This window comes from Nostoc flagelliforme FACHB-838 (genome assembly GCF_014698065.1).
In the GTDB taxonomy this organism is placed as follows: Bacteria; Cyanobacteriota; Cyanobacteriia; order Cyanobacteriales; family Nostocaceae; genus Nostoc; species Nostoc flagelliforme_B.
The window spans coordinates 21,752-37,916 of record NZ_JACJSI010000043.1 but is presented as its reverse complement, the minus strand read 5'-3'; the positions used below and the strand labels follow the sequence as shown (position 1 = coordinate 37,916).

Sequence of the window (16,165 nt, the reverse complement as noted above, 5' to 3'; positions counted from 1 at the left end):
ACATAGGTTACATCCACAACGTGGGTATAAATAACTAGCCATATTGCGTCCTTTATTAGTCTTGGGATTGCTCACTCTATGAGGGAATGCAAATTTTTATTTTTAATTACTAGAAAGATGATAATCAGATTTTTACTGCGTTTCCACCATAAAATTCTCTATTTCTTCCTTGGCGTTCTTAGCGTACTTGGCGGTTTGTTAAAAAAAATTAGTCATTCTTCAAGCCAGAAAAGAAAAATACAGTATCTTCTTCTTTTTACATTTCTGCTAGGAATGGTAGGGTGTAATTTTTTTGGTATCAACTCAGGTAAAGAACAACTCCCAACAGTATCCGCACTCACCCCGCCTAAACTACCAGATTGGATTGAACAAATTAGTCCCATTGGAGATACAAAATCTCTTAACCAAATCCGCATTCGTTTTAAAGAAGCTTTAATCCCAGTTGAAAGTCTCGACAGTCCAGAACAGCAGAAAATATTAGAAAAGTTTGCCCTTTGGCCACCTTTACCCGGCCAATTTCGCTTTTTAACACCGCGCATGGTGGGTTTTCAAGCCGAAAAATCATTGCCAATAGCGACAAGATTTCAAGTTACCCTCAAAACAGGTTTAGCCGATTTAAAAAATCATCGCTTAGACAAAGATTTACCTTGGACTTTTAATACCGAATCTATCAAACTGACTAATTTACCCGGTGCAAATCCCATTGAAAAGGCTGATATCGAACCAATTGATTTACAACAGAAATTACAGTTTACTTCAAATGTCGAATTGGATTTAGCTTCTGTACAAGAACATTTACAGTTAATTCCTGAAGGTAAAAATAAAGGTACAGGTTTTAAAGTTGAATTAAACAAAGAAGAAAAACTATTAAAAGATGAAGAACCTTTAGAAAAATTTGACCCTTCAGCACGCAATTGGATTTATAACCTCATCCCCCAGCAAAATCTTGAAAAAGCAACTCCTTATCGTCTAGTATTTTCTCCCGGAATCCGCCCTGCTTATGGTAATTTACCTACAGAAAAAGAATTTGCCAGTAAGCTAGCAACTTATTCGCCTTTAGCATTTCAAAAAATTAACTTTTACGGACAGCCAGATGCAGGTGGAACATTTGGACGATTTATTAAAGGCAGTCCACAGCTAGAATTTAATAACGTCTTATTGCCAGATTCAGCTAAAGAAAATATTACTATTAATCCGCCACCAAAAGAAATTTCGAGAATTATCCAAATAAATGATGAAGACAAAATTGTCGGCATCAATCCTTATGCACTAGAACCTGCCAAGACTTATACAATTACTATCGGCGGAAATCTCAAAGATAAGTTTGGGCAAACTTTGGGTAAACCTGTCACACTAAAATATGATACTGGAGATTTAGCTGGGGATATTTGGGTACCCTCAGATTTGAATATTTTCCCCACAGGTAAAGATTTACAGCTAAATATTAGTACGGGAAATCTGCCAGAATCTAAGTACAAAGCAGCTTATCAAGTAGTTAAACCGACAGATTTAGTTTATTTTAATAATGGTAGTGATTTATTACCACAACCTTCTGATTGGCAAAGTTTTAAGGTATCGGGTAAAAAAAATCAATCAGTTGATATTGCGGTTCCTCTGCGGGAAAAAATAAGTGCAGCTACGGGAATGTTAGCTTATGGAGTGCAAGCCCGTACTAATAAATATCAGGAGAATGGGAAGGAACTGTGGCGTGAACCTACAACTTATGGCATGGTTGAATTGACGAATTTGGGCATATTTACTCAGTGGTTTCCTGAGTCAGGCTTAATTCGCGTCAATCATCTTGCAGATGGTTCGCCAGTTCAAGCGGCTGCTGTGGAAATTTATCAATCAAAGTTACAGGCTAAATCTCGCCCTGAACCTGTACCTTGTGCAACGGGTAAAACTGATGAAAATGGAACTTTTACTATTCTTCGTGAAGGATTACAGCAATGTTATTCGGGAAATGAAAGTTATAGTAAATCACCACAATTATTAGTAATTGCCCGTGAAAATCAAGATTGGGCATTTGCCAGAGTTGAAGAATATAGCGGCGTTTATGGATATGGTATTGATGCAGGCTGGCAAGTTGGGAAACCTGAATCACGCGGGGTAATTTTCTCAGATAGACAGTTATATCAACCAGGAGAAAAAGCTTGGTTGACTGGTTTTGCTGACTTCTTGCAAAATGGTGCAATCCAACAAGATAAAAATGCTGTTTACCAATTAACTTTGGTTAATCCTGATGGGCAAAAGATTAATTTAGGTACACAAACTACAAATGAATTTGGTACATTTTCTCTAGAACTGCCAATCAAAACTACTCAGCGCTTAGGCTATTATACAATCCAGGCTAAGGGGAAGAATGGGCAAGAAATTTCTGGAGAATTTCGGGTAGCTGAGTTTAAGCCACCCAATTTTAAAGTCGAACTCAACTTAGATAAAGAATTCGCTCTCATTGACGACAAAGTTAATATTAATGCGACAAGTAATTATTTATTTGGTGCGCCTGTAGAAGGTGGCGAAGCAAAATACTTTATTACTCGCCAACAGGCTAATTTTGTCCCTAAAGGTTGGGAGGAATTTACTTTTGGTAGGCAATGGTTATGGCCAGAGGAAACCCCTACTATATCTAGTGATGTCTTACAAACTAATGCCCAATTAGATGCTAATGGTAAAAGTAGTCAAGCTGTGAATGTGGCTAATGATTTACCATATCCGATGGCTTACCGGGTGGATGTGCAAGTTGCAGATGTTTCTAATCTATCTGTAGCGAATTCCAAAACTTTTACAGCCTTACCAAGTAATCGCCTTATCGGGTTAAAAAGTAATTTCGTCGCTGATGCTGGTAAGGCTTTTCCCATTGAAGTGATTGTTACTGACCCTACAGGAAAACCGATAACAGGTCAACGGGTGCGGCTGGAATTACAACAAATTAAATACAGCAGCGTCACGCAATTAGTGGAAGGTAGCCGAACTCCAAAAAATCAAGTTGAATATAAAACAGTAGGACAAGCAGAAATTACATCTGCTAGTAATCCGCAATCGGTAAATTTGACAGCACCGGAATCTGGTTCATACCGAATTAGAGTTAATTTTAGTGATGCCAAAGGCGAATCAAGTGCCACAGATTTACAAATTTGGGCAACTGGGGGAAATCCAGTATTTTGGGGTTCTAAAGAAAAAGATGTCTTAGAAATTCAGCTAGATAAAAAAGAGTTTAAACCTGGTGAAACCGCTACTGTACTAATTCAATCTCCCTATCCAGATGCAGAATTGTACTTTGCTGTGATTAAAGACAAACCTCTTTATCAGCAAATCACCAAAACTCAGGGAAGCGCACCACAAATTCAGTTTAAAGTCACGCCAGAAATGCTGCCAAATGCAGCCATTGAAGCTGTCTTAGTCAGACAAGGTAAACCGATAAACCAAGTGGAAGCGGGAAGTTTAGATAATTTGGTGAAGATTGGTTTTACACCTTTTAAAGTTAACTTAGAAGATAAGTATTTAAAACTGCAAGTTAAGCCAGTTCAAGCATCATTAGAACCTGGTGCGGAGGAAACAGTACAATTAGAACTGAAGGATAATCAAGGCAATCCCACCAAAGGACAATTTACAGTCATGGTGGTAAATGAGGCAGTGTTACAACTTTCTGGTTATCGTCCCCCAGACTTAGTAGATACGGTTTATGCAGAGCAGCCGATATCTACCCGCTTTAGCGATAATCGTCCAGATGTCATATTACAACCACAAGATGTAACAAAACCCAAAGGTTGGGGTTACGGCGGTGGTTTGTCAACTGGTGCAGCCAATACTCGTACCCGCACCGATTTTCAAGCCTTAGCTTACTACAACGGTTCTCTTGTCACCGATGCGAATGGTAATGCACAGATAACCTTTAAACTCCCGGATGATTTAACTACATGGCGGGTGATGGCTGTCGCCACTGATGGAAATCTGCGTTTCGGGAATGGGGATGCGACGTTTATCACCACGAAGCCACTGCTAACTAATGCCATCTTGCCACAGTTTGCCCGTCCAGGCGATCGCATCCTTGCTGGTTTATCTGTAACTAATAACACTGGGAATACAGGAAATCTCTCAATTAATGGCGAACTTAGCGGTAACGTGAAGTTTGCTGAGAAAAACCCCACAGCTACTGCTTTGCAAACCAAAGCTGAATCCGCAACTCACGCTTATCGCTTTCCAATGGTGGCGGATAGCGTGGGAGTTGGGAAAGTTCGCTTTACCACTCAACTAAATGGTACAGCCGCAGATGCTTTTGAAGTTCCTTTGGAAATCAAGCCAATTGAAATTACAGAACAAGTCGTTGAAACTGGTGTTACTGAAAAACAAGTAAAAATTCCCTTGAATGTTGATAAAAATACCTTCCCTAATGCGGGAGGTTTAGATATTCAGTTGGCGAGTACCTTAATTCCCGAGATTCAAGCACCAGCGAAGCAGGTTTTAGAAGATAATGATTTACCTTTTACAGAACCAGCGGCGAGTCAGTTAATAATTGCGGCTAATCTACAAAATCTTACACAAAAATATGGTCAAACATTTTCAGAATTCAATCCTAGCCAACAAGCAAAAAAAGCTATTGAACAATTGCAAAAACTCCAAATAGCAGATGGTGGTTTTGCTGCTTTCCCCAAACAAGAAAAATCTGACCCTTGGGTTTCTTCTTATGCGGGTGAATCTTTGGTTAAAGCTAGTCAGGTGTTTCCTAATTTAGTCGATTCTGCAATGCTACCTCGCCTCAAAACTTATCTGCAAAAAGTTTTGGCGAATCCTGGAGAATACGATTTTTGTAAACAAGTACCATGTAAAAGGCAACTGCAACTTAATGCTTTAATTGCTTTAGCAGAACTGGGTGAAAAACGCAATACTTTTATTGCAGATATTTATGAACAGCGCAATAATTTTGATTTAGTAACTCAAATTAAACTGGCGCGATACTTATCTCAATTCCCAGAATGGCAAGATGAATCTCAACAATTAGTAAACAAGCTGCAACAGAGTATATATGAAACTGGTCGCACAGCAGTTGTGAGTTTACCCAACAGTTGGGGATGGATGAGTTCATCTACGACGACGCAAGCGCAAGCTTTACGCTTGTTTATTGCCAAACAAAGTAAACCCGAAGTTATAGATAAATTATTCCAAAGTCTTCTGGCATTGCGACGCAATGGCACATGGCAAACTAACTATAATAATGCCCAAGCTTTAACAGCTTTGGTAGAATATAGCCAACTGCAACCTACACCGCCTAATTTTGTTGCCACAGTGCAATTAGCTGGTAATAAGTTAGCAGAAAATCGGTTTGAAGGTTATACAAATCCTAGCTTACAACTAATTGTGCCGATGAATCTATTACCTCGTGGGCGTAATGATTTAACGCTGCAAAAATCAGGTAATGGCACTTTGCACTATCTGGTTGCTTATAATTATCGCTTGCAGGGAAATCAACCAGGCAGATTTAATGGGTTACGCATAACACGAGAAATTGGTCAAGTAAATAAAGAGAAAGCTTTACAAAAAACAGGTCTTTACGCTTTCGATAAACCCTTGACTTTAGCCTCTGGACAGGTGTTTGATATTGGTTTAGAAATCATTGCCGATTATCCTGTGGATCATCTTGTGATTAAAGATCCGTTACCATCAGGTTTTGAGGCAGTGGATGCAAGTTTTCAAACTACCACAGCTGCATTACAAGCAAAAGCTGATAGCTGGGAACTTGGGTTTAGAAATATCTACCGCGATCGCATTATCGCCTACGCCAACCACCTAGAACCAGGAGTTTATAGTCTGCATTACTTAGTGCGTTCTGTTACTCCTGGTACATTTTCTTGGCCTGGTGCAGAAGTTCACCTGCAATATGCACCAGAAGAATTTGGGCGTACTGCTGAGTCTACGCTGATATTGGAAGATAGAAAGTAATTATTTATGCCATCTTTAGCTGCACTAAATTTATTTCCTTAACCAAGTTGATAATTGAGGGCAAAGAGCCATCCTTAGTATTACGAATATTACAGCACCCTTGGGCGATCGCACTTGGTACATTTTCATATAGCCTCTATCTGATTCATGGCCCAGTCTTAGTTTTCGTGCGTTACTTCCTGTTTTACCTACCAATTTCCCCAGATATCTTTGCAGCAGCATCATACTTATTGGGTACGGTAATGTCACTCATCATTGCTTACTGGTTTTACTTATTCTTTGAGCGGCCATTTATGTCTAATTTCTTAAAAAAACGGAAAGTCAAAGATGCAATTACTAGCCCTAGTAACTAGAATTCATGAATAAATAATCTAATTTATCAGCCATTGAATTATAACTTGAATTACTCCAATGGCAATTTCTACAATTAGCCAGCCAAATAAACAAATTAAAATCGCTCTTCCCAAATTAATATTGAAACCACGTTTAATGGCTACAATTACTGCTAGCAAGCTCCAAGTTGACAGTCCAATTTCAATTGGTCTTCCCAAAAGGGGAATCACTGTAAAAAAGTTGAGGATTTGGGGAGTATAGGCAAAGCCAATAGGAATCAGCAGTTCTCTATAAGTATGAATAGGTAATTGCAACTGCTGTCCAATTTTCCAAATGCTAAACGTCCAAAAGTAGTAACCAACTACTACACTTAGAATATTGACGGCAAAGATCAGTAATAATAGTGGTAATGTTACTTGAGCTAATAATGGAATGACAACACTGCCCAAAGCATGAGCGATCGCAGCCAAAATCACAATCACTTGGGCAACTTTAACTGCTTTTGGGTATCTGCGAGCATCTTCGTAAAAGTTCGCGTTCAGAGCTAATACATCCCACAGCACTTTCCTAATCCCATTGGTTGATGGCTGGTTTCTCACAACAAATCCTTCTTTAGATTGGTGACTTAGTTCAATATTCTCAGTTAGAAGTGATTCGTAGGTGACAGTTTAACCATTAAAATTTGAATGCCCGAATTTATTAGCAAACTCCTTTTGTAGATGCGAAATGGAGGATTCAAGCTGTTGCTATTTGCAGGATTCCTCTTATTAATCTGGGGTACTTTTGCTCCCGTAGGAACTATAGTATGGTGGTTAGACAGGGGATCAACAAAGCTAGATAGAAAAACTAGAGAGCTTACCAACCGAGTTAATGGTGAAGATAGTAATTCTAGTCTGACCTCTGGAGGAAGTCACTGCTACATTGTTTTTTTGCCGGGAGTAGGGGCTGAAAAAAATGAGGTATCTCCTAGAGAAGAAGCATTTTTAGATCGTCTAGAGCAAGATCAACCCCAGTGTTTAAGTGTACGAAATGTTTTTCCTTACTCAGCCGCCAATCAGGATCTTGGTGGACAAAAGGTATTTGAATTTCTGTGGAACGTTACAGAGGAGGCAGAGGGTTGGTTAGAATTAACCAGATATGTACTAGAAGCCCGTAATGTCTGGAGAATGGCTGTCTCCGCCGATAATCGCTATGGGCCTATCTACAACCAAGCGATCGCTCTGACAATCATTGAACAGATGGAGAAACAGCAACCTATTCCCACATCCTCAAAACAGCCAATTCAGCTAATTCTCATGGGTACAAGCGGCGGCGCTCAGGTAGCTTTAGGTACAGCTCCCTATATCGACAAATGGCTTCCCGTGGAAATTACTGTAGTTTCCTTTGGAGGAGTATTTGATGGAAACGAAGGTTTTGATGTTGCAAAGCATATTTACCACTTTCGGGGAGAACGAGACTGGATTGAGAATATTGGCGGAATAGTGTTTCCGTCCCGATGGGGGTGGACTGTGGGTTCTCCCTACAATCGCGCTCGTCGTGAAAATCGCTATACAGTTTACAATAGTGGCCCCCACGAGCATCAGGGAGAAGAGAACTATTTCGGTAGAGAGGTTGCTAAAAATGATGGTACGACATACGCGGAATTAATGGTGAAACAGATAAATCAACTCCCTATCTGGTCTTCTGTCAACACACCTTCTAAGTAAATAATTAAGTTATTTTGGAATTTTGCGGGATGATTGAGCCGCGTCTAAAATTTCTCCCCTGCCCTCAAAGTGATGGGATATTTTTTTAATTGGAAGTCCCTTGTTCCAATTCATCCCACTGTTCTGCAACGCCCGAATTTTTCAACCCCCTCCCTGCATCTCTTCAATCTTAAACAAGCTAATTAATACTCCTGCCAGGGGAATTGACAAGAAAACTCCTACCAATCCTGTAACCTTAGCCCCTACTAATAAGGCAAAGAACATAAAGACTGGATTCATATTGATTGAGCCTTGCATAATTCGCGGCATAAGTAGATTTTCTTCTACTTGTTGCAGGAGGACACAACCAATTAATACTTGTATACTCAGCCAAATTCCTTGAGGTAAAACAATTAGAGAAACTAGAGTAATTCCAATTGTAGCCCCGATGCCAGGAATTAAATCAAATATAGCGGCGATCGCTGCCAAAAATAAAGCATAAGGTAATTGCAAAACAATAAATACGATAAATAGTGAAATTCCAAAAAACAAAGATAACAATAAGCGGCCCCAAAAAAAGCCTAAAAAGTTTTGTTGAATTGCTACGGTTAGTTTGCCACGAAAATTTTGCGGAAAAAGTTTTAAAATAAAATTCCAAACTCTTTGTCCATCTAGCAACATAAAGAAAGCTACAACTGCTATCAAAACCAAATCTATAAAATTAAATAGTAAACCTTGAATAGTGACTAAACCACTACCAATGAATGATAATACCTGATTTCTGAGTTCCTCTTCTATTGCTTGAAAATCAACTTGGAAATTTAAATTTCTCAACAAGCCTTGTAATGTTTCTAATAGAGCAATGACAGAATCCAGGAATTTAGGCGCTTGATTAACCAGTTCTTGACCCTGAGATAAAATTGCAAAACCCAGTGTAGCTATCAACCCTATCAGAATCAGTAGACTAAGTAAAAAAACTATGATAACTGCAATGCTATGTGGTAAAAAACGCTCTGACCATCGGACTGGATAACTGAGTAAAAATGCTAGAATACCTGCAAAAATAAAAATAACGATTACTGTCGCAAAATAACTCAAAAGTTGGACAATTCCCCAACCAAGTGCAAAGAGTAATACATAGCGAATCAGTTTTGCATTATTTAATTGATCCCAGAGCTTTTTGATATTAACATCATTCATGTTCAAAAGATTTAACTTAATATTACCAATGCTTATTGAAAACTTAAGTAGGTGGGCGTAAATAAAGTTAACTAGTCATGTTAAGTTACAGACTATATGTTTATCAGTGGACACCCGCTCAATACGAATTCCCGGTAAACGGAATGAGATTTCAATCTGTGGATTGCGTCCAATCAGGCGATAGAACAAGGTTTGTTGTTCTAGTGGGTGCTTTCGCATGGTAAAGCCGTACAAAGATGGTTCAAAGGTTTTGACTACCTCCTTTAGTGTTTGAGGAGAACGCCACCACCACCTTGGTGAACGAAAGCAATATGAGCAGGATCGATCAATTCTACTACGGCGTGATCAAGATCACAAGGAAAGCGAATGGACTCAACGGCTTGGTGGCTTTGATCGGTAAACTCAGGGATTCGTGGGATGTCTTCTAAGATTAAGGAAGTCTCATCATTTGACATATAAATCCAAATATTTCCTTGCGCCTCTTCTATTGAATAGCTTTTCCTTTCACTTCGGATACCGGGGGCATCAATACCGTCATCGTTAGTTAAAATTATAGTCATGTATATTGATATAGATTTAGCTAAAATACCAGAAAGACGCAGATATCGCTCATAAATAGACATATCCATCAATTTATGCTTTACCTGAAATCCTTGTAGAGACTTAACACTGCTACGTTTCTACATTCTTTTTCATCAGATGTGTAATGGGTATAGCAGGAAAAAATACTTGCAGAGATGAAAAAATATACTTGATCATACGATATGATTTCTAGATGGTTTGCAATTCCGCCCTAAACCTTTGGGTTAATTCCCAAAATGGGCGGTATTTCTTGTCATTAGTAAGGGTGTAAACGCCAGTCAATAAGTACAGCCGCACCCAAAACAAGTTTGTACTATCAAAATATCCCGTACAATATATATCTATCTGCTGGCAGTAGCAGAAAATTTATACTAGAGAAAACCAGGAACGAGGTGATTTTTGCAGCGATTCTGTAGTATTTTTGGTGCAAGTCTGTCTTAAGGTTTACACGATGAAACAGCTCCTCAAACAAGTATTTAGCAGTCAAAAACCTCTCATCCGGCTAATTATACCTTTGGTAACGGTTATTTTAGTAGTAGCCTCGCTGTTTGCTGCACCTGCTTTAGCCACAGGTGTGTATCAAATACCTAGCCTCACAGCAGGGAATGACACCTGGGTTTTGGATCAAGGTGAAGTCATTAGCCGTCTAAATGAAGGTAAAATTAGCAGCGCTTTCGAGGATTTGGCAAAGCAAACAAATAAAGAAGTCAGAATTGTGACTGTTCGCCGCCTTGATTATGGTGAAACACCCCAAAGCTTCACCAAAGAACTATTTGAAAAATGGTTTCCGACAAAAGAAGCCCAAGCTAATCAAACTTTATTAGTTATTGATACAGTTACCAATGGTACTGCCATTGTTACTGGGGATGAAGTCAAGCCTTTGCTCACAGACTCTATTGCTGAGAGTATAGCTACTGAAACAGTCAGTGTGCCCTTACGCAATGGTAACAAATACAACCAGGCATTTATAGATGCAAGCGATCGCCTTGTCGCCGTCCTCTCCGGCAAAGCCGATCCAGGGCCACCCCAAATAATTGACACTGTGCAGGTGGAAGGCACCTATAAGAAAGCAGAAGAAACCGACCAAGGTAACGCTACTGCTTGGGTAGTAGGATTGTTAATTGCCGCCACCGTTATCCCAATGGCGACTTACTACATTTATCAGATAAATCAGCCATCATCTGATGGATAATGGGAGAATCAAGGATAAAGTTAGGAGTTAGGAGTTGAAATTCATAACTCCTAACTCTTAACTCTTAACTCCTAAATTTTCACTTTTAACTTCAATCCTGAACATACTCTTGTCCTGTGACTAAAGCCAATTCAGCCCGAACAAATTCTCGACCCAAATAAGCTGCATGATTTAATTGGGTTACAGGAGAGGGCTGAGTTTCTTCAAAAATCTTCACGCAAAGTTCTTTCGCCGTCCTAGCGCTAAAAACTGTAGTGTAAGTTCGTTCTACCTTTTCTCGCGCCGGAATTACCTTCCCTGTTTCTGGATCGACAGCTAAACCACGTTCATCAATCACATTTGTAAAATGCTTGGCATAAATTAAGCCTGCTTCTCGATCCAAGTAAATAATGAAATATCCACCGGGATCAAGGTCAATATGACGCTGGGAAAGTTTATCATCAATTGCGGCTAAATCTTCAACTATTAAATCCATAAGCATTATAAAAAGAAAATTTCTTTTCTCACCGTTTTACACTCTATATCAAGTGTAATTCGTCCTTAACCTTCTGCTTTAGCATTCTTTAACGGTATTGCGAAAGTCCTCACCTCAATTCCTACGGTGTACACACATCTTTGTGCAAAATCAAAATTCTCCCTCCGAAAATCTTTTAAACCCATTGAGGGGGTATATCTGCGTTTTGAGCGCTCAACTGGTATCCCCGGATCTGATCCTGATTATGCCATCTGGGGCGACTACAACACAGAAGAATTTGCGCGGCGATCACAGCAATTTACTTCTATCACTCGTCAACTTCAGGGTTGTAAAGCTAACTACAATAAAAGCATTTGAGCAGAATGTAATTAAATTGCTTGAGGAACTGAAAGAAAAATCAAAATAATGGGTATTGGGAATGGGGTATTGAGCATTGGTAATTAATGAATAATTATTCTTCCCCTGCCTCCCCTGCCTCCCCTGCCTCTCCCACTCCCCAAAGTACAGACGCGATTAATCGCGTCTCTTTTTTATGACAATCCCAACTCTTCTGGAAAACCGAGCATGATGTTTAGGTTTTGGACAGCGGCTCCTGATGCGCCTTTACCCAGGTTGTCAAGACGAGCAACTAACAACACTTCTTTGGTAGTATCATTGGCAAATACAAAAACCTGAACAAAGTTGGTGCCATTTAGTGCGATCGCATCTAAAAACGTTCCGTCTCTCAGCAGAGTAGAATCTTGGAATGGAACAACTTGCACGAATTTTTCACTTTGGTAGTAGTTAGCGATCGCTTCATGGATAACCTCACCTGATGGTGGATTATCCAAAGTTCCTAGCGGCAAAGGTACTTGTACTAGCATCCCTTGCTCAAAATCCCCCACTGCCGGTATAAACAGTGGCGGCGATGCTAACCCTGAGTAATGTTGCATTTCTTTAACGTGCTTATGCCCAAATTGCAAACCGTAGATGCCGTATGGATAGAGTGACTCTGCTCCAGCTTGCTGTTCGTGGAAGGCGTGGTATTGTTTGATCAGATTTTTTCCGCCGCCAGAGTAACCTGACACTGCATTAACGGTGATGGGAAAATTACTATTCAAAAGCCCTTTGGCAATCAACGGACGGATACAAGCCAAAAATCCTGTAGGATAACAGCCTGGATTACTAACAAACTGAGCGCTGGCGATTTTCTCTCGCTGTCCCGGATTGAGTTCGGGGAAGCCATATACCCAGTCTATAGCTGTGCGATAGGCAGTACTAGCATCAAGGATTTTAACCCTAGTATTACTGACTAAGCTAACAGCTTCGCGGGCTGCATCATCAGGTAGGCAGAGAATGACAACATCAACAGCATTGATTAATTTGGCTCGCTCATTTGCATCCTTACGTTTAGACGCCTCAATACTAACTAACTCGATATCATCCCGTTGGTTGAGGCGTGAGTAAATTTCTAAGCCTGTGGTTCCCGATTCGCCATCAATAAAAATCTTTGGTTTAGTAGTCATGTGCTTCTTAATTAAATGTGAGTGATATTTTGACTGATTTAATACTTAAAAGAGAAGGCAGGAGTCAAGAGAAAAGAATTACAGCAGTTTGCTTTTTAAGTGAGGTACAAAATGCAGGCTACTCTTCCCAAGCCAGAGTACGTTTCACTGCCTTTTGCCAAGTGCCAAAGTTGGACAAGGAGAAATCGCTTCTCGGCTCAAAGACACGTTCAATTTGCCGTTGTTCCACCAATGCTTCATAGCTCTCCCAAAATCCTACAGCTAAACCTGCTGCAAATGCTGCACCCTGAACGGTGGTATCTCGCATTATTGGGCGTTCAACTGGAATACCTAGCACATCAGCTTGGAACTGCATGAGAAAATTGTTCTCGCAAGCACCACCATCTACAGTTAATCGCCCAACTGGAGTACTGCTAGACGCGTTAATTGCTTGCACCACCTCCAGAACTTGATAGGCGATCGCTTCCAGCACGGCGCGAACTAAATGTTCTGGTTGTACACTGGCGGTAATGCCGAAAAAGGCTCCCCTGGCGCTCATATCCCAGTAGGGAGCACCCAATCCACTAAATGCGGGCACAAAATATACTCCGCCGTTATCTTTTACCTGATTTGCCATCGCCTCTGTTTCACCAGCAGTTTTAATCAACTTCAGGCGATCGCGCAACCATTGAATACAAGCTCCACTAGTAAACATACTGCCCTCTAGGGCATAACCGACATCTAAAGTATCCTTTGAATTTGCTTGTGTCCAGCCAACTGTAGAAATGAGTTGATGGTGCGAACGCACAATTTGATTACCTGTGTGAGCAACCAAAAAGCTACCAGTACCGTAAGTACATTTCATCAAACCGGGGCGATCGCAGCCATGACCAAATAGAGCAGCTTGCTGATCTCCCAAAATGGCAGTAATGGGAATTTCTGCACCCAACAAAGTAGCATCAGTAACTCCAAATACTCCTAGACTCGGCTGAATCTGGGGCAAAATATGAGCCGGAATTTGAAACAGTTTAAGTAAATTCTCATCCCATTCACAGGTTTTGAGATTCATCAACATTGTCCGACTGGCGTTGCTGTGGTCAGTCGCATGGACTTTGCCACCTGTGAGGTTCCACAACACCCAGGTATCAATAGTGCCTGCTAAAACATTGTTCAGGTCAACATCTGTAAAATTATCTAATAGCCACCTCAGCTTGGTAGCAGAAAAATAAGCATCGATAATTAATCCGGTGCGATCGTAAATTTCATCAGCGTAGCCTTGTTCTTGTAACTGGTGGCAAAGGGGAGCGGTGCGGCGATCTTGCCAGACGATCGCTCTATGGATTGGTTTACCAGTAGTTTTGTCCCAAATCAAACAGGTTTCACGCTGTACAGTTAGTCCCAAGGCTGCGATCGCAGATGGAGCAATTTTGGCATTTGCAATTGCGGTTTTTATTACCCAACAGGTATCTTGCCAGATTTGTTCAGGGTCATGTTCTAACCATCCAGGCTGAGGATAATACTGAGTTAGTTCTTTATATGCCTGTCCAACAATCTTGCCGTCTGCGTTAAATACAAAGGCGCGGTTGCCTGTTGTACCTAAGTCTAGTGCTAAGATGTAGCCCGATGATAGAGTTGTGTTACCAAGTGTGTGCATAGCTGCTTTGATATGCTGCGATTGCGATTTTAGCAATACGCGTTCAATCAGATATACATTATTTTGGGTACGTTTTGAGTTTTGCGATCGCCTACAGCGGGGCGTAGTCCATCGCGCAGCGTCTTCCCAGAAGAAGAGATTTAATTAATCGAAATCTTTTAAGATTAAATGTTTTTTTAAGTCAAAACTGATAATACCTTCTTCTTGTAATTTGCCCATCAATCGTGTAATCGTTACTCTCGTAGTACAGCAGGCGCTAGCAATATCTTCGTGAGTCAAGCGAATATTTAAGCGAGTTCCCCCTGGCACAGTTTCACCCACTTCTCTTTTCAAAAGTTCTAATAGATGGTGCAAGCGTTCTTGTACCCGTCGTCTTCCAGAAATGACTAAAAAAGATTCTGTTTGTTGTAACCGCTGATTAATTTTTGGTAAAAGTATGTGGCTTAAGGTTGGAGAAGCTGTTATCTCTGCCGCATAAATTGACACCAACTCAACATCAGATAGGGCTGTTACTTGGTAAATGTTTAGAGATGTCAAACTAGAGCCAAAAACCATCCCTGCTGTTGCCAATCCTATCAGCACTTCTTCACCCGTTTCACAATACGTACTGAGTTTGACCCAACCCTGACAAACATACCAAATTAGTAATGGGTTAAGGGGAATAGTTTCTCCTTTACAATATTTATGTATAGGACGATGATTGAAAAGGTCGCTATCATTCTTGACTATTGCCGATTCTAAATGCTGGCGCTCAGTAACATTTCGCAGTATCCAGCGCAGAGAGATTGCCTTACCTTGGTGGTTGCGGACAACAGCCACTGTAAAAGATGCGTCAAAGGACTCGCCATAACGTTGTTGCAAACGTAGCAATAACTCTTTAACTCTGTCTGATTGCGATATTTGTATAAGTTCACTACGAAGGTGCTGACGTTCTTCTAAAGGGACGAAGTTAATCATTGGTTTGCCAACCAAAAAATGCTTTGAAACATTGAGTAACTTAGCTGCGGTATGGTTAGCTTCTTGGATGATTCCTTCTGGATTAGTTACTAAATAGGCATCGGGTGCCAACTCAAATAAATCTTGGTAGTGTTGGCGTTCTGCTTCTAGCCAATTACGTGTTTGTATTAGTTCCTCGTTTTGCTGATACAGTTCCTCTGCCGCTAACTGCACTATTTTTAAGGTGTTATAGAGTTCCTTAAAAGCTTGCGGCAGAAGATCAGCAGGAATCCAAGGCAATACACTAGCAGTTTGGTATAAATCGGCTAAACGCTTGTGCAATACTTCTGTGCGTTGGATAAATTTTTCTATGTTCACCTTAAATTCCCGCTACTTGCTTGCAGAGGTTGAGCAAAAAAATCTACTAGATAAATCCTTGGGAAAATCCACATAATGCTAAGTATTATTTATAACTTGGGTAGGAAAACTCGGTAAACTTAGCTAAATATGAGCGCCAAATGTGTTGAACTCAAATTATGCTAATTCGTGACTAAATTCATAAGCCAGTCAAAATTACGACTAGCAGAGAAATTACATAAGATCCTACAGTCGGGAACCTGGATCTCAACCTTAATTTATCACTATGTTTTAACCGCTTTGTCATTCCCCCAATGAATGATTTTG

11 protein-coding genes and 1 pseudogene are annotated in these 16,165 nt (G+C 40.3%); 4 read left to right on the top strand and 8 right to left on the bottom strand.

Annotation, left to right across the window (positions count from 1 at the left end; genetic code table 11):
• Positions 1-273 precede the first annotated feature (273 nt).
• Both H6G97_RS20500 and H6G97_RS20495 read left to right on the top strand, forming a co-directional pair.
• Positions 274-5,940: an alpha-2-macroglobulin family protein gene (locus H6G97_RS20500; RefSeq protein WP_190942531.1), complete on the top strand. Its 5,667-nt coding sequence runs from the start codon at positions 274-276 to the stop codon at positions 5,938-5,940.
• A 14-nt stretch (positions 5,941-5,954) separates the two neighbouring features.
• A pseudogene (locus H6G97_RS20495) lies at positions 5,955-6,293 on the top strand (acyltransferase family protein); the annotation flags it as partial.
• Positions 6,294-6,311: 18 nt separating this feature from the next.
• Here the strand turns inward: H6G97_RS20495 and H6G97_RS20490 are convergent.
• Complete coding sequence (locus H6G97_RS20490) at positions 6,312-6,872, bottom strand: hypothetical protein (RefSeq protein WP_190942530.1); 561 nt, start codon at positions 6,870-6,872, stop codon at positions 6,312-6,314.
• Positions 6,873-6,992: 120 nt separating this feature from the next.
• Between H6G97_RS20490 and H6G97_RS20485 the strand changes: the two genes are divergently transcribed.
• Positions 6,993-7,979 (top strand): hypothetical protein, encoded by a 987-nt coding sequence (locus H6G97_RS20485; RefSeq protein WP_199349502.1) that lies wholly within the window; start codon positions 6,993-6,995, stop codon positions 7,977-7,979.
• 141 nt (positions 7,980-8,120) lie between these two features.
• Here the strand turns inward: H6G97_RS20485 and H6G97_RS20480 are convergent, their stop codons facing one another.
• The 3 genes from H6G97_RS20480 to H6G97_RS20470 all read right to left on the bottom strand — a co-directional run bounded on the left by H6G97_RS20480 (position 8,121) and on the right by H6G97_RS20470 (position 9,787).
• Complete coding sequence (locus H6G97_RS20480; protein WP_190942529.1) at positions 8,121-9,158, bottom strand: AI-2E family transporter; 1,038 nt, start codon at positions 9,156-9,158, stop codon at positions 8,121-8,123.
• A gap of 75 nt (positions 9,159-9,233) precedes the next feature.
• Positions 9,234-9,377: a hypothetical protein gene (locus tag H6G97_RS20475; protein ID WP_190942528.1), complete on the bottom strand. Its 144-nt coding sequence runs from the start codon at positions 9,375-9,377 to the stop codon at positions 9,234-9,236.
• 44 nt (positions 9,378-9,421) lie between these two features.
• A complete protein-coding gene (locus H6G97_RS20470) occupies positions 9,422-9,787 on the bottom strand; it encodes a hypothetical protein (RefSeq protein ID WP_190942527.1) in 366 nt (121 codons plus the stop codon).
• Positions 9,788-10,191: 404 nt separating this feature from the next.
• On the opposite strand from H6G97_RS20470, the gene psb32 reads away from it, so the two are divergent.
• On the top strand, positions 10,192-10,932 hold the full coding sequence (gene psb32, locus H6G97_RS20465; protein WP_190942526.1) for a photosystem II repair protein Psb32: 741 nt from the start codon (positions 10,192-10,194) through the stop codon (positions 10,930-10,932).
• Between the two features lie 91 nt (positions 10,933-11,023).
• Here psb32 and H6G97_RS20460 read toward each other — a convergent pair whose 3' ends face one another.
• The 4 genes from H6G97_RS20460 to H6G97_RS20445 all read right to left on the bottom strand — a co-directional run bounded on the left by H6G97_RS20460 (position 11,024) and on the right by H6G97_RS20445 (position 15,859).
• Positions 11,024-11,407 carry a DUF4346 domain-containing protein gene (locus H6G97_RS20460; protein ID WP_190942525.1) on the bottom strand — a complete coding sequence of 128 codons (384 nt, stop codon included), beginning with the start codon at positions 11,405-11,407 and terminating at the stop codon, positions 11,024-11,026.
• 530 nt (positions 11,408-11,937) lie between these two features.
• Positions 11,938-12,912, bottom strand: a complete 975-nt coding sequence (gene argC / locus H6G97_RS20455) for an N-acetyl-gamma-glutamyl-phosphate reductase (protein ID WP_190942524.1) — start codon at positions 12,910-12,912, stop codon at positions 11,938-11,940.
• A 118-nt stretch (positions 12,913-13,030) separates the two neighbouring features.
• Positions 13,031-14,545, bottom strand: coding sequence for a glycerol kinase GlpK (glpK, locus tag H6G97_RS20450; RefSeq protein WP_190942523.1), 1,515 nt, complete (start codon positions 14,543-14,545; stop codon positions 13,031-13,033).
• A gap of 144 nt (positions 14,546-14,689) precedes the next feature.
• Entirely contained in the window at positions 14,690-15,859 is a 1,170-nt protein-coding gene (locus tag H6G97_RS20445; protein ID WP_190942522.1) for a PAS domain S-box protein, read from the bottom strand.
• Positions 15,860-16,165 lie beyond the last annotated feature (306 nt).